The organism is Rheinheimera sp. (assembly GCF_037442525.1).
Classification (GTDB): Bacteria; Pseudomonadota; Gammaproteobacteria; order Enterobacterales; family Alteromonadaceae; genus Pararheinheimera.
In genome coordinates, this window is the sequence record NZ_JBBIQD010000013.1 from 24,726 (window position 1) to 46,272 (window position 21,547).

At 50.1% G+C, this 21,547-nt stretch carries 20 protein-coding genes; 12 read left to right on the forward strand and 8 right to left on the reverse strand.

The genetic code is table 11. The features are described from left to right. Positions 1-15: 15 nt before the first annotated feature. The 4 genes from WKJ03_RS15655 to tolA all read left to right on the forward strand — a co-directional run bounded on the left by WKJ03_RS15655 (position 16) and on the right by tolA (position 3,221). The gene (locus tag WKJ03_RS15655; RefSeq protein WP_337843172.1) at positions 16-984 is read left to right on the forward strand and encodes a hypothetical protein; all 969 of its coding nucleotides are present in this window, start codon (positions 16-18) and stop codon (positions 982-984) included. Then, a complete protein-coding gene (locus WKJ03_RS15660; protein WP_337843173.1) occupies positions 984-1,364 on the forward strand; it encodes a hypothetical protein in 381 nt (126 codons plus the stop codon). Before WKJ03_RS15655 ends, WKJ03_RS15660 begins: the two co-directional genes overlap by 1 nt. Before the next feature lie 2 nt (positions 1,365-1,366). Then, positions 1,367-2,596 carry a zonular occludens toxin domain-containing protein gene (locus WKJ03_RS15665; protein WP_337843174.1) on the forward strand — a complete coding sequence of 410 codons (1,230 nt, stop codon included), beginning with the start codon at positions 1,367-1,369 and terminating at the stop codon, positions 2,594-2,596. 154 nt (positions 2,597-2,750) lie between these two features. Then, complete coding sequence (gene tolA / locus WKJ03_RS15670) at positions 2,751-3,221, forward strand: cell envelope integrity protein TolA (protein WP_337843175.1); 471 nt, start codon at positions 2,751-2,753, stop codon at positions 3,219-3,221. A gap of 298 nt (positions 3,222-3,519) precedes the next feature. Here tolA and WKJ03_RS15675 read toward each other — a convergent pair whose 3' ends face one another. Then, the gene (locus WKJ03_RS15675) at positions 3,520-4,170 is read right to left on the reverse strand and encodes a hypothetical protein (RefSeq protein ID WP_337843176.1); all 651 of its coding nucleotides are present in this window, start codon (positions 4,168-4,170) and stop codon (positions 3,520-3,522) included. A gap of 330 nt (positions 4,171-4,500) precedes the next feature. Here WKJ03_RS15675 and WKJ03_RS15680 point away from each other — a divergent pair, with 330 nt between their 5' ends. The 3 genes from WKJ03_RS15680 to WKJ03_RS15690 all read left to right on the forward strand — a co-directional run bounded on the left by WKJ03_RS15680 (position 4,501) and on the right by WKJ03_RS15690 (position 6,616). Continuing rightward, positions 4,501-4,788, forward strand: a complete 288-nt coding sequence (locus WKJ03_RS15680; RefSeq protein WP_337843177.1) for a HigA family addiction module antitoxin — start codon at positions 4,501-4,503, stop codon at positions 4,786-4,788. 208 nt (positions 4,789-4,996) lie between these two features. Continuing rightward, positions 4,997-5,599, forward strand: coding sequence for a hypothetical protein (locus WKJ03_RS15685; RefSeq protein ID WP_337843178.1), 603 nt, complete (start codon positions 4,997-4,999; stop codon positions 5,597-5,599). A gap of 168 nt (positions 5,600-5,767) precedes the next feature. Further along, positions 5,768-6,616, forward strand: coding sequence for a hypothetical protein (locus WKJ03_RS15690; protein WP_337843179.1), 849 nt, complete (start codon positions 5,768-5,770; stop codon positions 6,614-6,616). A gap of 255 nt (positions 6,617-6,871) precedes the next feature. Here the strand turns inward: WKJ03_RS15690 and WKJ03_RS15695 are convergent, their stop codons facing one another. The 3 genes from WKJ03_RS15695 to WKJ03_RS15705 form a co-directional block, all read right to left on the reverse strand. Next, positions 6,872-7,420, reverse strand: a complete 549-nt coding sequence (locus WKJ03_RS15695) for a hypothetical protein (protein WP_337843180.1) — start codon at positions 7,418-7,420, stop codon at positions 6,872-6,874. 122 nt (positions 7,421-7,542) lie between these two features. Then, positions 7,543-9,228 (reverse strand): NAD-dependent malic enzyme, encoded by a 1,686-nt coding sequence (locus WKJ03_RS15700; RefSeq protein ID WP_337843181.1) that lies wholly within the window; start codon positions 9,226-9,228, stop codon positions 7,543-7,545. A 156-nt stretch (positions 9,229-9,384) separates the two neighbouring features. Continuing rightward, entirely contained in the window at positions 9,385-9,813 is a 429-nt protein-coding gene (locus WKJ03_RS15705; RefSeq protein WP_337843182.1) for an Lrp/AsnC family transcriptional regulator, read from the reverse strand. A 142-nt stretch (positions 9,814-9,955) separates the two neighbouring features. Between WKJ03_RS15705 and WKJ03_RS15710 the strand changes: the two genes are divergently transcribed. From WKJ03_RS15710 to WKJ03_RS15725, 4 genes are all read left to right on the forward strand, one after another. After that, entirely contained in the window at positions 9,956-11,164 is a 1,209-nt protein-coding gene (locus tag WKJ03_RS15710; RefSeq protein ID WP_337843183.1) for an aspartate aminotransferase family protein, read from the forward strand. Positions 11,165-11,221: 57 nt separating this feature from the next. After that, on the forward strand, positions 11,222-12,253 hold the full coding sequence (gene astA, locus WKJ03_RS15715) for an arginine N-succinyltransferase (RefSeq protein WP_337843184.1): 1,032 nt from the start codon (positions 11,222-11,224) through the stop codon (positions 12,251-12,253). After that, complete coding sequence (gene astD / locus WKJ03_RS15720; RefSeq protein ID WP_337843185.1) at positions 12,250-13,713, forward strand: succinylglutamate-semialdehyde dehydrogenase; 1,464 nt, start codon at positions 12,250-12,252, stop codon at positions 13,711-13,713. The genes astA and astD overlap by 4 nt, the downstream gene beginning before the upstream one ends. Before the next feature lie 85 nt (positions 13,714-13,798). Continuing rightward, the gene (locus WKJ03_RS15725; protein WP_337843186.1) at positions 13,799-14,602 is read left to right on the forward strand and encodes a DUF1338 domain-containing protein; all 804 of its coding nucleotides are present in this window, start codon (positions 13,799-13,801) and stop codon (positions 14,600-14,602) included. A 45-nt stretch (positions 14,603-14,647) separates the two neighbouring features. Here WKJ03_RS15725 and WKJ03_RS15730 read toward each other — a convergent pair whose 3' ends face one another. Beyond that, entirely contained in the window at positions 14,648-15,208 is a 561-nt protein-coding gene (locus WKJ03_RS15730) for a dienelactone hydrolase family protein (protein WP_337843187.1), read from the reverse strand. After that, positions 15,205-16,059, reverse strand: coding sequence for an MBL fold metallo-hydrolase (locus tag WKJ03_RS15735; RefSeq protein WP_337843188.1), 855 nt, complete (start codon positions 16,057-16,059; stop codon positions 15,205-15,207). The genes WKJ03_RS15730 and WKJ03_RS15735 overlap by 4 nt, the downstream gene beginning before the upstream one ends. A gap of 176 nt (positions 16,060-16,235) precedes the next feature. Between WKJ03_RS15735 and WKJ03_RS15740 the strand changes: the two genes are divergently transcribed. Then, positions 16,236-18,542, forward strand: a complete 2,307-nt coding sequence (locus WKJ03_RS15740; protein ID WP_337843189.1) for a methyl-accepting chemotaxis protein — start codon at positions 16,236-16,238, stop codon at positions 18,540-18,542. A gap of 34 nt (positions 18,543-18,576) precedes the next feature. On the opposite strand, the gene WKJ03_RS15745 is transcribed toward WKJ03_RS15740, so the two are convergent. Then, positions 18,577-20,037, reverse strand: coding sequence for a M20 family peptidase (locus tag WKJ03_RS15745; RefSeq protein ID WP_337843190.1), 1,461 nt, complete (start codon positions 20,035-20,037; stop codon positions 18,577-18,579). Between the two features lie 36 nt (positions 20,038-20,073). Next, a complete protein-coding gene (locus WKJ03_RS15750; protein WP_337843191.1) occupies positions 20,074-21,324 on the reverse strand; it encodes an AraC family transcriptional regulator in 1,251 nt (416 codons plus the stop codon). Between the last annotated feature and the right edge of the window lie 223 nt (positions 21,325-21,547).

Below are 21,547 nucleotides of genomic sequence, written 5' to 3' on the forward strand. Positions count from 1 at the left end.
AAATTCAGAATCCCGTTGGACCCTCATCAGCTTCTGGCGAACTCTGGTGGCGGTACAGAGCCATCGCAGCCGGATACTGTTCTTCATGGCAAGGTCGATACCGTAAAAAATTCCGTTGATGAAACAAAGGGCTCTGTGGATGCGGTAAAAACTGCTGTAGAAGCGTCCACAGACCAGTTAAGTCAGTATCTGACAGGCATTCAGGATGCGATTGAAAATCAGGGTACAGGCGGTACGGGTGGTCCTGTGTCAGATTCTGGTACTCATGACAGGTTAGATGCCATCAAAACCGCTGTTGATAACGCCAAGGCAGCCACCGACTCTGTGGCAAGTGCTGTCAATGAGACTAAAACCGAATTAGCAGACTCCCTGCAAAACCTCCAAGCCAGTAACGAGGCCAGCGCCACAGAAGCGCAGAACCGCTTGAATGATATAAAAACAGCTGTCAGCGAAACCAAAAGCGCTGTTGATGCCGTTAAAACTGCAACAGATAGCGTTACAACTGCTGTTAATGGTGTCGGAGACAAAATTGATGGCATCGGCACCAAACTGGATGGTATTGGCGAAGCTCTTAATGGCGATCCTGACGCCGTTGCAGGTGCTGGACAAGGCGCATTAGACGGTTTGAACGATCAGCTTGATGAAATGGATGCTGATGACCATTGGACCAAGGTCTTTAACGATTTGATAGACGAGGCCAATAACGCTGTTAACGATACCGACTTTGGCGGTTATTCCAGTCCCGGCGATTTTTTGGAAAAATCAGGTCTGACTAAGCCGTCAGAAATAACCAAGATGGCTGATTTATCAGGTGCTGCCTGCGAGCCTTTGGAGTTTAATATTCACGGTAAAACCTATACTTATAACCTCTGCACGACCATCACCGAAATCAGAAATATTCTTTACTGGCTTTTTGCTATCTCTACGGCCTTTTTTGTTTATGTCCACTTCATGAGAATTCTGACCAGAGAGAGGTTAACTTAATGCCTTTTGTGCCCTTGATTTCCGCTATTACTGGCTTTTTCGCGTCCATGTTCATGGCTGTCTGGAATAAGTTGATTCGCTGGTATCTCACTGGCGGTCTGAAAATTTTCCTGATTTATGTCGCCGCTTGCACTGTGTTTTACAACTTAATTTCATGGCTTGTTAGTCAAATTAATGGTGCACTCGGTGATTTGTTATACGGCGTTCAGGTGCCTGATTATGCTCACCCCATTATGGCCGCACTACCGTCCAATACAGGTGCCTGCATCCAGATTTGTCTTGCAACTTATCTTGCCGGAGCTGCGTACAATCTCAGCAAAGAGGTAGCCAGATTTAAGCTCCGCATGACTGAAAAAGCAGCTGGTTTTAGTAAGGCGTAAAAATGCCCGTTTATGTCATCACCGGAAAGCTTGGCGCAGGTAAATCACTCGCCGCTGTAGGCAGAATTCAGGAGTATTTGCTTCAGGGCCGCAAGGTGGCCACCAATCTGAATTTATACCCTGAAAACCTGATGGACTATTGGAAGAAAAACACAGAGCTTTACCGCATTCCCAATAAACCTACAGTGCATGACCTGAACGCCCTGCCCCTTGGTCACGATGAAGATAAGCCCAACGACAGCCGCAACGGCGCTTTAGTGCTTGATGAATGCGGTACGTGGTTTAACAGCCGGAGCTGGAATGATAAAGACCGTGGTGCACTCATTGAGTGGTGCCGCAATGCCCGCAAAAAGCGCTGGGATATTTATTTCATCATTCAAGATGTGTCTGTAATGGATTCACAGGCAAGAGAGTCGTTTGCTGAACACGTTGTTTACTGCCGTCGTCTCGACAGGTTCAACATTCCGGTTCTTAGCTGGTTTGGTCAGAAAATTAAAATGCCAAAGATGCACTTGGCCGTAGTGAAATATGGTGACGGTGCTTATGCACCCACGGTAGATCGCTGGTGGTACAACGGCGCGAACCTTTATAACTGCTATGACACCGAACAGAGTTTTTCCGGCAATGATGAAATACAGGCATTGACTCGCTACCTACCCGCTTACTTTACGCATGGCCGCTATATAACCCGATGGGAGAAATTTAAAAATGACCTCAAAACTCAAAACTACGGTAAACGTCACTTTTTTTTAGCTGGGGCATTCGTGGCCGCTTTTGCTGTGAATGCCCTTGTTTTGGTTGATGCTCAGGAGCCTAAAAAAGGGCTTTGGACCTGCAACGCTGCTTACAAGAAACTCTTTGGTAGCTGTGATGCTGAGCCTATAGCGCCGTATGAGTATTATTATCCCAAGTCTGAGCTTGCCGGCAGTGAGGCACCGCCGAACGATGCAGGCAAAGCGTCTAAGACTGAGGGCAGTAAAAAAGGCCCAGACCCTGAACCAGAGTTTTATTACTCAGCTTCTGTTTTTGTCACTGGTAAAGGGTTTGAATACTATTGGGTGGATGCCGCTAATAATCCGGTAGAAATTGGACCGCATAAGGTGATGGCTCAGCTTACTGAATGCAGCTTTTTGGTTAAGATGGCGTCTGGCAAAGAATTGGTCGTCAGATGTGCCCCAAACCAGCCACAAGACACGAGGACAGCATTTAGCCCGATAGAGACTAAGTTTTAAAACAGAAGGCGACAGAAACGCATTGGGGCCGCTTACGGCCCCTTTGTGTTTTGGCGCAATTGCCACTGAGTTTATTGGAGCCGCGTAATCACCTTGTTTTCTTATTGGGTAATCTTCAGAATGGACTGAATTCTACGGACAGGACGCCACATTGATGTTATTCACCTCTTTGCTTTTTGCAGCAGCCGTTACCTCCACAGAACCACGTTTACGGATTGAAAAAATTGACCCAGATGGCAAAGTCACAGTAAGGGAAATTCCGAAAAAATCGCCTCCAAAGCCGTACACGGCCCCGCAAATGCAAGCAGAGACAGAAGTCATGCGCAAAGCCATACCTGGGCAGGCTCTCACCGAAAAGCAGCGTTATTTGGCAATGATAGTTGCCCAAATCCAGCAACATTGGTTCGTGGATGATGCTATGCGCGGTAAGGAATGCAGGGTTAATATGAAACTATCGCCGCAGGGGTATATTCAATCAGTGTCCGTTTTAGATGGTGATGTGCGACTTTGTAACTCAGCCATTAAAGCAATTGCATCAAGTGGTCCATTTCCAATGTCAAAAGACCCCGAAGTCTATGAAGCACTTAAAGATTTAACTCCTATCCTGAAACCAGAACTGCGCTGATAGATAATTTATTTTTCCCGTCAGCCCGAAGGGCAAAAGTGTAGTAATACTGCACTTTTTTCTCATTTTGATAAGATTTCACTACGTCCGCTTTTCTTTTTTGCCTTTCGCTCAAAACGCTTGCCCAAATAAGCAAAAAGGCCCATTATCTTTTCAGAATAATGAGCCTATGTTATTGATATTTAACGTAATTATGCAATTAAGCGCACTCAAGTATTAGTATCTAGTTCAGCCAATTCAGCACCGGCAATGCTTAAGGCGCATCAAGGCAATTACCGGTTAGCTCTTATACACCAGGTTAATTTGCAAGTATGTGTTTGCAGGCGGCGTATCGCTGTTCAAGTGGGATCTGTTGATAAAATTCACTTTCAACACCTGCAGCCAGGATACGTTTTTTATGACCTGTATTTGGGTCTTGAATGTAAGAACTGATGGTATGAGGACTGGCTTTATTTTCGTACCATGAAATATCAAATGCACATAAGTTTGGGAAAAAATACATGCTGTTATACGCAGGTACATTGGCGTGTATCCACCATGCTAATGATGTCCAATCACCAGTTTTTTCGAAATAGTCCAAATAGCGTGGGATCACAATGCAAGCCGTTGCTCCCATAAAACCTTGCTCATCGCGGCGATCCCAGATATGAGCAGCATAGTTGCTTTGATTGGTTGCGCAATTTGCGCCAAGCTCGTTTCCGAGCTGATTGACAGTGCAGCTACGAAAAGCCGAGCGTATATGAATACGGCCCCAAGCAGCTTGCAGTGGCTCAAGCACCTGTTCACAGAGCTGCCGACCAGCCTCGATGGCCAACTCCAAATCATCAGGAACATTGTTAATGCCATGCATCGCAGCCGTTTCCAAATACAAAAAATCGCGTAAGAAAAAATGTTTTGATAAACGAGTTCTGGCGAGGTTGTCCAAATGGGTGACTTTTGACTGTGACATAGTAACGGCCTTGTTATTGCTTTGTAGCGCAGAACATTAATCAGTTGGGCCTGTAACGGTACAATAAGTACCATATCAGAAATTTTATTGTTATGTGCCCTATCCTTCATATTTTATGGCTATCCACAGCAACGATATGTTATTGATATAGCGACAATTTAGTGCTGAGTTACAGCTTTGTGAATGTGCGGCCATATCAAACCCTTTGCTAATGCAGATTACCCTAAAATGTTGCGCCATGCGCACCGGTTCCGTTATAGATAACTGCAGCAGGAAGTTCGAACTGATTGATGGCGATGTGTATATCGTGAACTACGAGGATTATCACTGATGGCAACTATGTTTAATCCACCGCACCCTGGGGAGCTGATTGAAGAATCGCGGGAAGCCTTGGGGATTAGCACTCGCCGACTGGCACAAGCGCTGGACGTGAACCCCTCTACCCTGAACCGACTGATTAACGGTCAGTCCGATATGTCACCTGAAATGGCAATCCGCCTTTCTGCGGTGCTGGGGAGTTCAGAACGGGTCTGGATGGGAATGCAAGACGCCTATGACCTGTGGCACGCAAGGCAGAATGTGGACCTGAGCAAGTTACAGAAGCTCAGTATCGCCTGATAAAAATGCAGTTTGGCTGCAACGGGAAAAGGGACCCGATGCAGCCAAACCAGCTCTTGTGGCCCAGCAAGGCCACGGAAGCGAAGCGACCTACCAAGGGGCGACCGCCCCGCCGAAGGCGGGGCCTTCACTCTGCCGAACCGCTCTTTTCGAAAAGGGAAACTTTCATGTAGCATGTAGCAAAGAATTTCTAAAGGGAGTTCGATTTATGAACGAGCTATTCACTCAAGTTACTCAACGGGTTAAAACCCCTATTTCTGGCTATTTTTTTGTTTCTTTTGTCGCAATTAATTGGGACCCGTTATTTTATTTGTTTATGTATGATGTGCCCGTCCCTCTTCGAATAGAGTATATGCATGCGCACACAAATTTTCATTCAGCATTTTCATATCCTTTGTTGATTTCAATCATCTACTCTACCCTATACCCTTGGCTATTCCTCTTGATTCAATGGGCAACAAACTATTCATCTGAGTTAAATGAAAAAATATTAATTAATTCCGAGCTCAATAATTTGGAAAGTAGGCGAAGACTAGAAGAGTTGAGAGCTGATATTTTAAGGCAAAAAGAGAATGCAATCCTCGAGATGGCTTCAGTCGATAAGGCAGTAAATGAAATCAATGATGAAGATTCAAAAAATCAAGTTAAAGACCAGCTTGCAGACGTAAGGAATGAAGAAGGTTTCGCAAGCAAGAAAAATCTTTTGGTGCCTGAAATACCAAGGGTTTTTCAGAATAAAGCTATCAAATTTTTATCAACATTGCAAAGTCGAAAAATGGCCTTTATGAAAGTGAAGCCAATGTTATATTAGGATTTGGCGAGGTAAAAAATGAATACATCATTAAAGAGTTGGAAAGAAATAAATACTTATCGACAATAAGGCCGCTAGGTGATTTAAAAGAAAAGCTCAAGCTCACAACAAAATCTCAAAGAGTTTTGGTTTTCAATAATTTAATTGACTAAAAACAGGCAAAGTTAAATGAACCAAATATTATCAATACTTTTAAATTATTCACCATTAATTTTACTTAGTGCTGACACAGCCCATTCATTACCAACCGAAACGATATCTTACCCATTCTTAAAAGAATTAATTTTGAAAATGCTTGATTGGCAATTTCTTTTTTTTATTTTTTGCATTTATTTATATAATTCCTTACAGGCACCTTTAAAATCTTTGCTTGACAGATCAAACTTTGAAATAAGTTGGGGCGATAAAAAAATAAAAATTGGGGAATTGGAAGACAACATTGATAAAGAAATCATTCCAATGACTGAAAGACTTGATCTTCTTGAGTCCCAGCTTAAAAATGCACTGCTTGTCATAGATAACATTAATAAGCCTGCCGCTAGATCTCCAAAACCTAAAGAACCCAACACAACGGGCGGCACGCCCGAGGTACCCAACACAAAAGCATCTAAGGTACCCAACACAAAAGCGTCGATTTCATCTTCATCTGCCCCAACAATAGACCTTAAATTAACGCCTGGACTTAGCAAGAATGAAGGGTTCGTTATTGTACCTCCTGCATCACCAGCCAAGCCTAAATCTGTTGTTGCATCCGCTACATCACCAGCCAAGCCTAAATCTGATGCATCTCGTGTTATTGAGGTTCTTGCTGATCCTCGTTACCGTTATCGGACACTTGAAGGCATATCTGTTGCGAGCGGAATTAAAGAGGATAAAGTCTTAAAAATCTTATCCGAATCCCCAGGGGTCATGGTCAATAAATCTAAGAATGGTCAATCAATCTTCTCACTTGATCGTACATACCAGCGGAGACGATTTTTTTCTTCTATTAGAAAATTTCAAAATCACAAAAGTTAGCCCCGCAGGGTGCGCGCATAGTAATAGCGCACTCTTGTTTCAATTTGAAACAGAACTCAAATTTGACCACTGCTTTTAAAGCACAAAGCCCCGTATCTCTACAGGGCTTTTGTTTTTTACACCAAACTTTGAAATCAATTGACGCTAAGCCATTGATATTTAACTAAATATGTAAATTAAGCGCACTTGCTATAACAGATCTCTCAGGCATATCCTTCTGCAGGATTTGCCTGGGGAGCTGTGTTTATTGGCCCTTTAAAGCGTATAAACGCCGCAATGAATTTGGCTGTTTTTGTCGTCCAGTACCTGAATATTGTCGTAATCCAGGCCAGGTTCGGCGGCGCGGATCAGACCGGTGAAGCGGTCGGCGGCCAGGCCAATTTTTTGGCCTTGTTCGCTTAATTGATCGATGTCTGGCTGGTACTGCGCCACCAGTTTTTCAATGTCGCTGGCGATCAGTTGTTGCTGGGCGATTTTGCTTTGGTCGATCACTATTTTGCCGTCTTTGTGTTCCACCACGGGTTCACCCAGTTGTTTCATCGCAAGTTCGTGCTTTTTCATGGCTGCCTCAAAATCTTTCATTGGCAGTTCGAAGTCTTTCATATCGTCGCTCATCGCTTCTAACTGCTGATGCGCGGCCAGCTCTTCCTGGGTCATGGCGCGTTGCTTCACGACTTTGCAATCTTTGATAAAAGCCAGCTGGTTGCTTTGGGCTACTGTATTGTCGGCGTTGGCGCTGCTGCAGCCTGTCAGTGCTGCGGCTGTGGTCAGCACAAAAGTGAAGATAACTGGGTACTTGTTCATGGGGTCGCTCCGGTTTAGCTGCTGAGATAACTTTAAGTCGTTGCCAGCGGTCAAATAGTTGGGAGCCATCCAAAAAAAAGCCGGAATAATCCGGCTTCTTATTGATTTCTATTGAAAATTAATTAACGACTGATGCGCTTATAGCTGCGGTACTCTGGCTTCCAGAAGTTCTTTTCAATACGCTGTTGCAGCTCTTCATCACTGATTTCCAGCGCCAGCCCCTGCGCCATGGCCACTTTGGCCACTTCAAAGGCAATTTGTTTGGACAAGGCTGAAAGCTCAGACAATGGTGGCAGTAAGCCACCCTGCCCTGTATTGGCCAGCGGCGATGCGGCCGCCAGTGTTTCGCTGGCGGCACGCAGCATTTCATCACTGATTAAGCGGGCTTTTACGGCAATTACACCCAAACCAATACCAGGGAATATATAGCTGTTGTTGCACTGCGCAATTGGGTAGGTTTTGCCTTTGTAGGTCACAGGTTTAAACGGGCTGCCGGTGGCAATAATTACTTTGCCTTCTGTCCATTTAATCACCTGCTCTGGTGTGGCTTCCACCTGACGTGACGGGTTACTTAATGGGAAAATAATCGGCAATTCGCAGTGCTTTTTCATTGCGCTGATCACGGCTTCGGTAAACAAACCCGGCACACCGGACACACCAATCAGAATATCTGGTTTGGCACAGTTCATCACATCACGCAGTGACGCGTAGTCGCCACTGTAGCTCCAATCAGCCACGGCAGATTTGTGCTGCACCAACGCTTGCTGGAAGTCACGCAGGTCCGGCATGCCTTCGGTCAGCAGACCAAAGCGGTCCACCATATAAATCTGGCTACGTGCTGTCGCTTCATCCAGGCCTTCGACCACCATTTGCTGGATCACTTGCTCGGCAATACCGCAACCGGCGGAGCCTGCGCCAACAAACACCACTTTTTGGCTGGACAAGGCCACGCCTTTGCTGCGACAGGCGGCCAGCAGCGAGCCCACAGTCACAGAGGCTGTGCCCTGAATATCGTCGTTAAAGCAACAGTATGTGTCGCGGTAACGTTTTAAAATAGGCATGGCGTTTGGCTGAGCGAAGTCTTCAAACTGCACCATGGCTTCTGGCCAGCGGCGTTTCACTGCTTTCATAAAGGCGTCGATAAACTGCTCGTATTCTTCGCCGGTGATCCGCTTATGCTTAGAGCCCATATACACAGGGTCATTCAGCAGTTTTTCGTTGTTGGTGCCCACATCCAGCGTCACTGGCAAGGTATAAGCCGGGCTGATGCCACCACAGGCGGTGTAGAGCGACAGCTTACCGATGGAAATACCCATACCACCGACCCCCTGGTCGCCCAGGCCCAGCACCCGCTCACCGTCGGTCACCACTATCACTTTCACTTTGGATTTGGTCACACTACGCAGAATATCGTCCATGTATTCACGTTCGTTGTACGACACAAAAATGCCGCGGGCGCTTCGGTAAATCGCAGAAAACTTCTCACAGGCATCCCCCACTGTCGGGGTGTAAATAATGGGCAGCATCTCTTCCAGGTGTTGCTGCACCAGGCGGTAAAACAGTGTTTCGTTTTTATCCTGAATATTACGCAGGTAAATATGCTTGTTGATTGGCTCGGCAAAACTGGAGTACTGCATATAGGCGCGTTCCATCTGCTGCTCAATGGTTTCATAACGCGGAGGTAACAACCCAATCAGGTTAAAGGCAATACGCTCTTCTTTGGTGAAGGCACTGCCTTTGTTCAGTAACGGCGTTTCTAATAAAGCCGGGCCAGCATAATAAGTATACAAAGAGGGCTTGTTGCTCATGTTCACTACTCGTGATGGCGCAGTAGAGACTGCGGACGGAAATTGGCGGCGATCATAACAGCTCAGCCAGCCTGAGCAAGCCGATGGCGGCTAAACTGTGGTTATTTGACGACTTTTTATCTCTGGTCAGAGCTGTTAGGGCTGTCCAGCCTCAGCTTAACGCTTAAATTTAGTTTCCAGAATCACCGCCGAGTCGGTGCGTTCCACGCCTTCCAGATTACCAATGTCATCCAGCAGCTGGCTCAGCTGAGCGGTGTTTTGCGCCTGTAATACTGCAATCAGGTCGTATTCACCGCTGATGGCGTAAAGTTCCGAAATTTGCGGTATTTGTTTCAGTTCCACGTTGGTTTTGGTGGTCAGCTTCTGCTTCACTTTGATCGACACATGGGCCGATACCAGCGAACTTAAGTAGGCACTGCCGTATTGCAGCACATAGCCCTGGATCACGCCGATTTGCTCCAGCCGCTGCATACGGTTTTGCACTGTACTGCGCGACAGGTTCAGCACCCGCGCCAGGTCCGAGATGCTGGCACGGGCGTTGCTGCGCAGGATAGAAAGTAAACGTTCATCTTCTTCAGTAATCATTTTGATAATTTACTCCGTTAATTTGCTAAGTTTGCCCGGCAATTATGCCAAGAATGATACTGCACTCTGGTAAGTTCGGCCAATATAATGAAAGGAACTGGTCAAAATGCGGCCCCTGCCGCCTGTACTTAAGGACTACAAAATGCAAGTCAGCAGAAGTTTGTTTGATGAAGTGATGGTGCCGAACTATGCACCGGCCCCCATGATCCCAGTCAAAGGCCTGGGGTCACGTTTATGGGACCAGAGTGGTCGCGAATACATCGACTTTGCCGGTGGTATTGCGGTGAACTGCCTGGGCCATTGCCATCCGGCGCTGGTGTCTGCATTAAAAGAACAGGCGGACAAGCTGTGGCATTTGTCCAACACCATGACCAACGAACCGGCGTTATTGCTGGCCAAAGCGCTGGTGGACGCCACTTTTGCTGAAAAAGTCTATTTCGCCAACTCAGGTGCCGAAGCCAACGAAGCGGCACTGAAACTGGCACGGCGCTTTGCCAAAAACGAATTTGGCGAGCATAAAAGCCAAATCATCGCCTTTAAACAAGGCTTCCATGGCCGTACTTTCTTCACTGTGACAGTGGGCGGGCAACCCGCCTACTCCGACGGCTTTGGTCCTAAACCTGCCGACATAGTGCATGCAGAATACAACAACCTGGACAGCGTCAAAGCGCTGATCAACGACAATACCTGTGCTGTGATGCTGGAGCCGCTGCAAGGTGAAGGTGGCATTATCAAGCCAACAGCTGAGTTTATTCAGGGGGTGCGTGCACTTTGTGATCAGCATAAAGCCCTGCTGATTTTTGATGAAGTGCAGTCGGGTGTTGGCCGTACCGGCGAGCTCTATGCCTACATGGGCCTGGGCGTCACGCCAGACATTCTGACCACAGCCAAAGCGCTGGGTGGTGGCTTCCCTATTGGTGCCATGCTGACCACTACGGCTATTGCCAAACACCTGGTGGTCGGCACCCATGGTTCTACTTACGGCGGCAACCCACTGGCCTGTGCTGTAGGTTTAGCGGCATTTAACACTGTAAACACCCCGGAAGTGCTGCAAGGCGTCAAAGAACGTGAGCAGGTCTTCCGTGAGCATCTTATGGCGCTGAATGCCAAATACAATATTTTTACAGAGATCCGTGGTCAGGGCCTGCTGCTGGGTTTTGCGCTGAATGAGCAGTACCAGGGCAAGGCCCGTGATTTTATGCTGGCGGCGGCGGATGAAGGCTTGCTGATGCTGGTCGCTGGCACCAATGTGGTGCGGATGGCTCCGTCACTGGTGATCCCGTTGGAAGATATTCACCAGGGCATGGCGTTGCTGGACAAAGCCATTGCCAAACTGGTTGCCAAGGCCTGAGTTGACTATTGATAACAAGGCGGATTATCCCCGCCTTTGCAGGAACTAAACGCGCTTATGTTAGTGATCCGCCCTATCCGACAATCGGATTATCCTGTGCTGATGCAGATTGCTGAAGAATCTGGCGCGGGTTTTACCTCATTGCCGGTCAATGAGCAGAAGCTGAAAGCCAAAATTGCCCGGTCAGAGCAAAGCTTTGCGGCCGCCATCGACAGTCCTGGCGATCAGGGCTATCTGTTTGTGCTGGAAGACACCAGCACGGGTGAAATAGTCGGCACCTCCGGCATTGAAGCTTCGGTTGGCTTACAAACGCCTCTGTACCATTTCCACAAAAGCACTGTGGTGCACCATTCTAACGAGCTGAATGTGTTCAAACAGGTGGAAATTCTGACCATGTGTAACGATTACACCGGGGTCAGCGAAATTTGCACTTTGTACCTGCGTGACCATTACCGGCAGGGCCTGAATGGCCGTTTTCTGTCGAAAGTGCGGTTTTTATTTATGGCTGAGCATATGCAGCGGTTCTCCAAACTGGTGATCGCCGAGATGCGCGGCGTGGCCGATGAAACAGGCTTGCCGCCGTTCTGGAAATGGCTGCAGTCCTATTTTTTCAGCATCGATTTTCCAACCGCCGATTACCTGATTGGTGTCGGCAATAAAGGCTTTATTGCCGATTTAATGCCACGCCATCCTATTTACGTCAGCTTATTGCCGGAAACGGCGCAACAGGTGATAGGTGAAGTGCATCAGCAGACTAAACCTGCACTGAAACTGCTGGAAAACGAAGGTTTTTTCCATCGCGGTTATGTGGATTTATTTGACGCCGGCCCGACCGTGGAATGCCAGCTTCGTCAGGTACAGTCGGTGCAACAAAGCCAAAAAGCAAAAGTTCGGGTACAGCCTGTCACAGGCGGACATACGCTGGCTATTTGCAACAGCGCCACCGAAAACTTCCGTGCTGTATTTAGCAAAGATGCGGCACTTAATGACGCGCAGGAACTGCTGCTCAGCCCGGAACTGGCCGAAGCCCTGCAGGTTCAAACCGGCGATGACGTGCGTTTCCTGCCACTGGATAAGGTAACAGAATGATGACAGCCCCTATTCAATACATAGCTGGCCAGTGGCTCAGTGGCGAAGGTCAGGCCTTCCACTCTGTTAACCCGGCCACCGATACGGTAATTTGGCAAGGCCAGGCCGCTTCTGAGTTGCAGGTTGACCAGGCACTGACCGCCGCCCGTCAGGCGTTTTATCTCTGGTCGGCGCAATCGCTGGAGCAACGCCTCACTGTGGTCGAGCGTTTTGCTCAGTTGCTGCAGGACAACACTGAACGCATGGCCCGCGCTATTGCCGAAGAAACCGGTAAAGCCCTGTGGGAAAGCCGCACTGAAGTGGCCGCCATGATTGGCAAAATTGCCATCTCCAAACGCGCCCACAGCGAGCGGACCGGCACTGTCGAAAACCCAATGCCAGGCGCCAAAGCTTTTATCCGCCACAAACCTCATGGCGTGGTAGCGGTGTTTGGTCCCTATAACTTCCCTGGCCACCTGCCGAATGGTCATATAGTGCCAGCGCTGATCGCAGGTAACGTGGTGGTATTTAAACCGTCGGAACTCACCCCTATGGTGGCAGAACTGACAGTCAAACTGTGGGAACAGGCCGGCATTCCGGCGGGCGTCATTACGTTGCTGCAAGGCGAAGTGGCGACCGGCAAAGCGCTGGCAAGCCACCCGCAGCTGGACGGTTTGTTTTTCACCGGCAGCTCCAACACAGGGCACCTGCTGCACCAACAGTTTGCCGGCCAGCCCGGTAAAATTCTGGCGCTGGAAATGGGCGGTAATAACCCACTGCTGGTCAATGAAGTGGCCAATACCAAAGCTGCAGTGCATGACATCATTCAGTCGGCCTTTTTAAGCTCAGGCCAGCGCTGTACCTGTGCCCGTAAATTGTTTTTACCCAAGACGCCCAATGGCGACCAAATTCTGGCTGAACTGATTGCCGCGACCAACAGCATTGTGGTGGGCGACCCAATGGCTGAATCTCAGCCGTTTTATGGCAGTATGATTTCCGAAAAGGCCGCCGCTGCTATGGTCAAAGCTCAACAGCAACTGGTGGAGCTTGGGGGCAAAGTGCTGGTGGAACTGAGCGCCGATGGTGCTTTTGTCCGCCCTGGCATTGTGGATGTGACGGCTGTAGACGGTATTGCCGATGAAGAACATTTCGGCCCCCTGCTGAAACTGTACCGTTACGACAGTTTTGAACAGGCCATTGAGCTGGCCAATGCCACCCGATATGGTTTGTCGGCTGGCTTGCTGGCCGACTCGGCTGAGCATTACCAGCTGTTTTTCAGCCGTATCCGTGCTGGTATTGTGAATTGGAATAAACCTATTACCGGTGCCTCCAGTGCCGCACCTTTTGGTGGTATTGGTGCCAGCGGCAACCACAGAGCCAGCGCCTATTATGCGGCGGATTATTGCGCTTACCCAGTAGCTTCGGTGGAGGCCGACTCAGTCGCACTACCGGCCAGTTTAAGCCCCGGTTTATCGCTGTAATTTTGGATTTGGATCAATAAAACGCGCCGGCAGTTAAGTAACACTGCTGGCGACAAAAAACAACCATGTTACCCGGACTACTACTATGCATACCAACGTAAAAGACCTGTTTGACAACCTGTGGCAGAACTACCTCGAAGTGACCCCATCGGCGAAGAAAATCCATCAAATTTTGGGTTCAACTCAACAAGACGATGTGATTAACGACCATATTGCACTGCGTACTTTTAACATCGAAAAAGTGGGCCTGGACAAACTGGCGGCTCACCTGTTGGCGCTGGGCTACACCGAAGGTGGTGAATACCACTTCGAAGCCAAGAAGCTGTATGCCAAACACTATGAGCACCAGGATCCAAGCTTACCTAAAGTGTTTATCTCTGAACTGCTGCTGGAAAAATGCTCACCAGAGCTGCAGGCCATAGTGCGTCAGCTGGTGGATCAGATCCCGGCAGAGGCTGTGACTGCCGATAACTTCCTGTATTCAGGCCGTCACTGGCAAATCGACCAGGCCAGTTACGAAACCCTGCTGGCCGAAAGTGAATACGCAGCCTGGATGTCAGTCTGGGGTTACCGTGCCAACCATTTCACCGTCAGCGTCAATGCGCTGAGCAACTTCGAAACTCTGGAGTCGGTGAATCAGGCGCTGAAGGACGCCGGCTTTGCGCTGAACACCTCAGGTGGTGAAATCAAAGGCACGCCAGAGGTGTTGCTGGAGCAATCCTCTACCCTGGCCGACGAAGCACCAGTGCAGTTTACTGACGGCAGCCGCAAGATTCCGAGCTGCTTCTACGAATTTGCCCGTCGTTACCCTATGGCCAACGGCCAGCTGTATGGCGGTTTTGTTGCGGCCTCTGCCGATAAGATCTTCGAAAGCACCAATGTGCGTTAAATCCTGGCTTGCCTGAACACAGCCCTGGTCCAGTACCGGGGCTTTTTATTGGTCGGCTTCACCTAACCAGCTTCTGGCAAAGGACCAAAACTCAGTAGCCGCCTGAGCCTGATAATTGGCAGACAATGGGTTTACAAAGCCATGGGGCTGCCCGACAGTGCGGACGCTGAGATTGGCTTTCCCCTGCAGTTGGGCCAGCAGCTGGGGCATGGAGAAATGCGGTTCCTGCTGGCAAAATAACAGGCTCACCGGGCACTTAGGCTGTAATTCAGCGTAATCGCGGATCTGCCCACCATACAGGCCTAAAACAGCTTTGATCGGGAGTTGTTTTTCTGCCGCACAAACCCAGGCCGCGCTGGCACCAGCACTAAACCCCAATAACGTCACGTCGGTGGAACTTTGCTGCAGCAACAAATGCAGTTTGTGGTGATAAGCGGCCATGCCTCCTGCAGCCAAAAAAGCCTGATAAGCGGCCTGTTCATCGGCAAACGCCGGCATCTGGCACGCATAAGGCTGAATCACCTGATAAGCCTCAGTCAGCGAGTCCAGCGATTGCCGCAGCGCTGGCTGATCGCCGAAAATATCGGTCAGCACCCACAAGCTCATACCAAGTTGACCGGCAGTTTCAGATAGACTTTCCCTTCCTCAGGCGGTGGAAACTGCCCTGCTCTCATATTCACCTGCACCGAAGGCAACATCAGCTTGGGCATACTCAGGGTTTTATCGCGGTTTTGCCGCATTTCCACAAACTGTGCCTGGGTGGTGCCTTGTTTTAAATGAATATTCTGCGCTTTTTGTGCAGCCACAGTGGTTTCATAACTGAATTCAGTGCGGCCCGGCGCTTTGTAGTCGTGGCATAGAAACATCCGCGTGCTGTCAGGCAAAGCATACAGCCTCTGCACAGACTGGTACAAAGTGGCGGCATCACCGCCGGGGAAATCACAACGGGCCGAACCATAATCCGGCATAAAAAGCGTATCACCGACAAAAACCGCATCGGCCACCAGATAACTGACACAAGCCGGCGTATGGCCTGGGGTAAATAACACCTGAATTCTCAGCTCCCCCAAAGGCAACAGCTGGTTGTCGTCCAGCAGCAGATCAAAGCAACGGCCGTCCGGCGTCACATCAGTGGCATTAAACAGCGGTACAAAAATCTGCTGCACTTCACTGATGCGTTTGCCTATGGCAATACGGCCACCCAGTTTTGCTTTGAGGTAAGGCGAAGCCGACAAGTGATCGGCATGCACATGAGTTTCCAGCAACAACTGCAGCTGAAGCTGCAATGCCTGCACCCGTTCAATCCAGTGATCCGCCATCTTGTGTGCAGTGCGACCTGAAGGTGAATCAAACTCCAGCACAGGGTCAATAATAGCGGCCTGTCGGCTGCTACTGTCCCAAATCAGGTAACTATAGGTATTGCTGTCCGGGTCAAACGCATGCTCAAGCATCAACATAGGTAAGGTCCTCCACCGAGTTTTCTGCAGAGTAGCAAAAATCAAATATACCTGAAAAGCATAAGGTTATACCCTATGGCTATTTATAGACTTCGAAACTCCATCACGCTGTCATAAAAATTTAACAGTACCACTCCAAAATGCGGTCGCCTTTCCAAAAACTGTGCCGGAGTAGTATGAATATCGCACGTAAATTAACCCTTGGGGCTGGGGTGCTGGTGGTGTCGGCTGTCATGGTGTCGGCCACTCTGAGTGGGATTCTGGCCTTATCAGAAAGCTCCACAGCACTGAAAAAAGCAACAGAACAGCAGTTTCTTGCCTTAACTTCAGGCCGCCATAGTTTATTGACGCAGGAATTGGACAGCCAGAAACAATTACTCAGTGCCATGGCCAACAACCGTCTGACTCAGGACGCTCTGTACGCCTTTAAAAACCCCTTTGTGTCTTACCGTTATGAAGTACAGGCGCCATCATTGGAGGTGCTGAAACAACAGGTTGGCGACTGGTATCGGCAACAGTATCAGCCGTATTACCAGCAGCAAACTCAGGGGCAGCCTTTTGCACTGGACACCTACCTGGAACAGAGCAAGCTGGAAAACCTGTTGCTGCAGCAGTATTACGTGGTCACCAACGACAAACCGCTGGGGCAACAGTATTTATTGGACGACCGCAGTGATGGCTCTGTATACGGCCAGCAGCACCGCAAGTACCACCACAGTTTTCTGGAAATTCAGCAACGCTACGGCTACCAGGATTTAATGCTGGTGGATGCCGCCAATCTCAATGTGATTTACAACGTCACGAAAGGGCCGCTGTTTGCCAGCAATTTACAACAAGGGCCTTTTGCCAAAACAGAGTTGGCATCATTGCTCAGCCGCATGCAAAAAACACCCAAAGCAGGCCTGCAGATCTCAGCCATTTCGGCCTACCCTGGGTCTTTGCTGCAGCAGGTGTTGTGGCTGGCGGTGCCTGTGATGGCGCCGGGCAGTCAGGATCAGTTGTCCGGATTTCTGGTGGCGCAGTACCCGGTCAGCCGTTTTACCCAACTGATGACAGCAGGTCAGAAGTGGGCTGAACTGGGTTTGGGCCAAAGCGGTGACCTGTATTTAATCAACGACGAGCGCAAACTGGTCACCGAGCTGCGGCCCTATCTGGAAAACCCAACCGAATTTTTGCAACAAAATCCGCAATTCCAGGCCGGACCTTATGGTCTGGGCGGCATCAATAAGCTGGATTCGGCCGAAGCTGAACTGGCACTGCAAGGTCAGTCTGGCATTGCAGAGGTGACAGATTACCGTGGCAAAGCGGTGCTGAAAAGCTGGACTCCATTGCAGATTGGCACAGATCAGTATGCCTTGTTGGTGCAGCAGGACAGTGATGAAAGTTATGCGGCTGTGTCAGATATCCGCTGGTCCCTGATCCTCAGCAGCACCCTGGCGGTACTTGTGTTGGGGTTAGTCGTGATGTGGCTGGTGTATGTGGCGGCCCGTCGTTTTGCCAGCCCACTGCAGCGGCTGCACCAACAGATTGACGATGCAGCACAGCAGCACGATTTAACAGTGCAGTTTGCCCACCGCTCTGGCGATGAAATTGGCGCCATCAGCAGCGCCATGACCAGCCTGTTCCGCTCGTTCCGCGATTTAATCAGCCGGATCAGCAGTGCCACCGAACAAACAGCGTCAGCCGCCAGCCAGAACCTGCAAATCAGCCAGCTGTGCAAAGAAGCAGCGGAGCGACAAGGTGCAGATATGCAGTTGCTGGAGCAACAAAGTGAACAGCTGGACCGCCAGCTGCAGCAGTCTGCTGATGTGCTGCGTCTGTCCGCTCAGCAAGCCAGCCACGCCGCAGCACAGGCTGAACAAGGCTATGAAGACATAGAACAGGTGGCACTGAACATTCGCCAGCTGTCGGGTCAGGTCAGCAATTCCAGCCAGAGTATGTCGGCGTTGCGTGACGCAGCGACCGCCATTGTGTCGGTGCTGGACACCATCAAAGGCATTTCAGAGCAAACCAACCTGCTGGCGCTGAACGCCGCCATTGAAGCGGCCCGCGCCGGTGAACATGGCCGTGGTTTTGCGGTGGTGGCCGACGAAGTGCGGCATTTATCCGGCAGCACCCAACATGCAACAGCGGAAATTCAGCAGATGTTACGCCGCCTGATGAGCACTGTGGATGAAACCGCACTGGATTTGGCCAAAGAGCGGGAAAGTGCCGAACAATGCCTGCAAGGGTCGGAAAAAGCGCTGGGCGCCCTGTCGCAAATTCGCAGCCTGATTGGCTCCGTCGGGCAACAGAGTGCAGAGGTAGCCAGCAATGGCGAAGCACAGTACCAGGCCAATCAACGCCTGCGCGCCAAACTGACGGCGGTCAAACAAGCCGCTGAGCATACGGTCGCCTCGATGAACGAGTTGTACCACACCGCCACCTCGCAGGAGCGTCTGGCCGTGCAAATGCTGGAAAGCACCCGCACCTTCCGGGTTTAAATCAGCGGGGGCAGCGACGCCCCTTCGCTTTAGTTTATTCAGTGGTGGCCAGTAACAATTCGGCGTAAAACTGCACGGCTTTCACCAGATTGTCCTGGCTAATCCGCTCGTCTGTCCCATGAAAGCCGGTCAGATCCTGAGGCGTGACCACCATAGGCGCGTAACGGTAATTGGCCTGTGCAATGTCACTGTAAAAGCGGCTGTCGGTTGCGCCCAGAGTCAATCCGGGTACTGTCAGTACATCCCCATGGACTTTGCGGCTGACCTGCTCCAATAACCTGAACGCCTTGTTATCTGCAGCACTGACCGGGGACGCTTCCATGCCCCGCTCTGCCACCAGCCGGATACGTGGGTCCGCAATCACCCGCTCCAGATGCGCTATCACGGCTTCAACAGTGTCACGCGGATGAATACGCAAATTCACTGTCGCCCTGGCTTCAATCGGCAGTACATTGGATTTGACGCTGCCCGACAGCATGGTTGGTGCATAGGTGGTGCGCAGCATGGCATTCCCCGCAGGCATCTTTGCTAATTCGGCTTCAATCAAAGGGCCAAACAACCAGCTGTTAGCAACCAACAGACGCTGGGTAAAGCCCATGGCCGGAGCCAGACGCTGGTAAAACTGCAGCGGTAAGCCGTCCAGACTGGCTGGCAACTGGTGCTCCTTCAGCCTCAGTAAGGCCTGAGCCAGAATAGTCACTGCCGTCTCTCCTGGAGGCATAGAACTGTGGCCACCGGCAGCGGACGCCACCAGCTCGACATTCATGTAGCCTTTTTCGGCAATATTGATACTGGCGACTTTCTGACTGATCCCTGGCACCATGCCGTCGAGCACAAATGAGCCTTCGTCCAGGGTCCAACCCAACTGAATGCCTTGTTGCTTAAACCAATTCGCCACCGCTTGCGAGCCTTTGGTACTGCCAATTTCTTCATCATGGGTCAGCGCCAGGTACAGATCATGTCCTGGCTGCTGTTCCTGCCGCAGCAACCAGCTGACAGCTTCCAGCATGGCAATGGCAGAACCTTTGTCATCCATAGTACCGCGGCCCCAGATATAGCCTTCCGCAAGGGTGCCGGCAAATGGAGCATAGCTCCAGTTTTTTTCTGTCCCAGGGATCACAGGCACAACGTCGTAATGGGCTGACCAGAGCACCGGGGGACGGGCGCGGTCACGTCCTTTCAGATAAAACAGCAGCGTGTAGTCATTCAGGCGGGTCAGGCTGGCCTGTTGATGCAACTCTGGGTAGGTCTGTGCTAAAAAGGCGACAAAACCGTCAAAGGCGGCTTTATCCACCACGCCATGATCAAAGGAGATGGTCTTAAACTGCACCGCTTTGGACAGATTTGCAGCTAACTGAGCGGGATCTGGCTGAACCTTGCTGGCCTCTGGCACAGGCCAATCCGGCAAGGTCAAGGTTAAAGTACGGTACAACAACACCGCAACGAGCAGGCTCAGGCCCAAAAGTGCTGTGGTAAAAATTTGTTTGAGTGTCATAACAACCCTTGTCTATTGAGAATTAACAGCCGATTTTTAGCTCTGTGACCACTGCTGATCTTCCGGCTTTGCAAAATCATATGAGGCAGTCCCCTGCTGACGTTGTTCGCGAAACTGTTTAGGCGTCTGCTTTAAACGCTTTTTAAATTGGGCAAAGAAGGTAGAGTTGGAATTAAAACCAGACTGAAAACCAACGTCAGTCACCGACCAGTGGTCGTATTTCCTGTTCAGCAACAGACGCGCTGCTTCATCCACCCGATAGTTGTTAATAAAGTCATAGAAGCTCAGTCCGGCATGACCATTGATGGTCTCAGAGACATGGTGAGGAGTCTGCTCCAGCTGCTGCGCCAGCTCTGCTATTTTTAATCCGGCTTCCAGGTACGGCTTCTGGCTTTGCATCAGCTCCAGCAATTGCTGCCATAACTGCTCGGCCGCAGCTTTGGTCAGGCTGCTGGTCTGGTATTTACGATCCTGGCCCTGTAGTGGCATGGGCGCCCGTTGAGCCGTGCCCGACGAGTTCGCTTGCTGCGCCGTACCAAGCTGCAATGGCAGCTGGCGCAGGCCGAAGTAACTCAGCATAAATAAAGACACCAACGGCGCAAACGCCTGAATGCCAGCACCACTGATATACAAAGGAAAACCGGCCAGCACCAACAGCTCGGAGCCAAAGGACAACAACACGGCCGCGATAAACACCTGACACAACAGCCGTAACCACTGCAGCTGAATATGCTCAAGTGCGGAGTGCTGCTGCTTCAAACGCTGGTGGTGTTCGTGCAGTTGCTGCAGCGACAGGCCGCTGTAGGTGCCAATAGACAACCAGGCACTGAGCCGGTGCAGCCAGCGGTCGGCATAACTCTGGCTGCAACTGCTGTCTTCCATGCAGGACCACAAGCTGGGATCCGTTTGCGCCAAAGGCCACTGCAGCCACCATAACAGCGCCAATGCGAGCGCCGGCAGCAAATGCCAGCCCCAAAACCGAGGTAATGCCTGCTCTGGTTTGACCATCTTCAGCGTAAAAAAATACAACAAAGGCCCAAGCCACATCTGCAGCGACACCAGGGTATAAAGCTGCTGACGCCACTCCGGCTTTTCATACTGCACCAGATAAAACAATGCCAGTACGGCACAGACCGACGACAAAGCACCAAACCAGGCAAGTGCCTCCCTGTTATGCCGCCATAAGGACCAAAGCACGGCAAACAACATCAGACAAAGCAGCAATAACGCCAGCAGCATCAGGCTGACGGTATGCAGCTGCAACGGCTGATACAGCCATTGGATCATACAAATCTCCCTATTCCTTGTTTCATCAACTGGTCGGTCCTCACCGACTATAGGGTATTTATTTGCAAAGCCGCAATAGGCAAACCAAGCCTTATCCACGACTAAATGGCCCTGTTTTTCCGGATTTGCAAAGCCGGATGCGGTTTCCCCCCTGGTCTGGTTAAACAGAAACACCCCATAGCGGGTCATTCCAACCGCCATCCGAAGCGGCAACACAAAACTA

Coding starts and splice junctions, on each gene's coding strand:
- WKJ03_RS15660 (WP_337843173.1), top strand. CDS start 984: ATGCCTTTTGTGCCCTTGATTTCCGCTATTACTGGCTTTTTCGCGTCC.
- WKJ03_RS15665 (WP_337843174.1), top strand. CDS start 1,367: ATGCCCGTTTATGTCATCACCGGAAAGCTTGGCGCAGGTAAATCACTC.
- tolA (WP_337843175.1), top strand. CDS start 2,751: ATGTTATTCACCTCTTTGCTTTTTGCAGCAGCCGTTACCTCCACAGAA.
- WKJ03_RS15675 (WP_337843176.1), bottom strand. CDS start 4,170: ATGTCACAGTCAAAAGTCACCCATTTGGACAACCTCGCCAGAACTCGT.
- WKJ03_RS15680 (WP_337843177.1), top strand. CDS start 4,501: ATGGCAACTATGTTTAATCCACCGCACCCTGGGGAGCTGATTGAAGAA.
- WKJ03_RS15685 (WP_337843178.1), top strand. CDS start 4,997: ATGAACGAGCTATTCACTCAAGTTACTCAACGGGTTAAAACCCCTATT.
- WKJ03_RS15690 (WP_337843179.1), top strand. CDS start 5,768: ATGAACCAAATATTATCAATACTTTTAAATTATTCACCATTAATTTTA.
- WKJ03_RS15695 (WP_337843180.1), bottom strand. CDS start 7,420: ATGAACAAGTACCCAGTTATCTTCACTTTTGTGCTGACCACAGCCGCA.
- WKJ03_RS15700 (WP_337843181.1), bottom strand. CDS start 9,228: ATGAGCAACAAGCCCTCTTTGTATACTTATTATGCTGGCCCGGCTTTA.
- WKJ03_RS15705 (WP_337843182.1), bottom strand. CDS start 9,813: ATGATTACTGAAGAAGATGAACGTTTACTTTCTATCCTGCGCAGCAAC.
- WKJ03_RS15710 (WP_337843183.1), top strand. CDS start 9,956: ATGCAAGTCAGCAGAAGTTTGTTTGATGAAGTGATGGTGCCGAACTAT.
- astA (WP_337843184.1), top strand. CDS start 11,222: ATGTTAGTGATCCGCCCTATCCGACAATCGGATTATCCTGTGCTGATG.
- astD (WP_337843185.1), top strand. CDS start 12,250: ATGATGACAGCCCCTATTCAATACATAGCTGGCCAGTGGCTCAGTGGC.
- WKJ03_RS15725 (WP_337843186.1), top strand. CDS start 13,799: ATGCATACCAACGTAAAAGACCTGTTTGACAACCTGTGGCAGAACTAC.
- WKJ03_RS15730 (WP_337843187.1), bottom strand. CDS start 15,208: ATGAGCTTGTGGGTGCTGACCGATATTTTCGGCGATCAGCCAGCGCTG.
- WKJ03_RS15735 (WP_337843188.1), bottom strand. CDS start 16,059: ATGTTGATGCTTGAGCATGCGTTTGACCCGGACAGCAATACCTATAGT.
- WKJ03_RS15740 (WP_337843189.1), top strand. CDS start 16,236: ATGAATATCGCACGTAAATTAACCCTTGGGGCTGGGGTGCTGGTGGTG.
- WKJ03_RS15745 (WP_337843190.1), bottom strand. CDS start 20,037: ATGACACTCAAACAAATTTTTACCACAGCACTTTTGGGCCTGAGCCTG.
- WKJ03_RS15750 (WP_337843191.1), bottom strand. CDS start 21,324: ATGATCCAATGGCTGTATCAGCCGTTGCAGCTGCATACCGTCAGCCTG.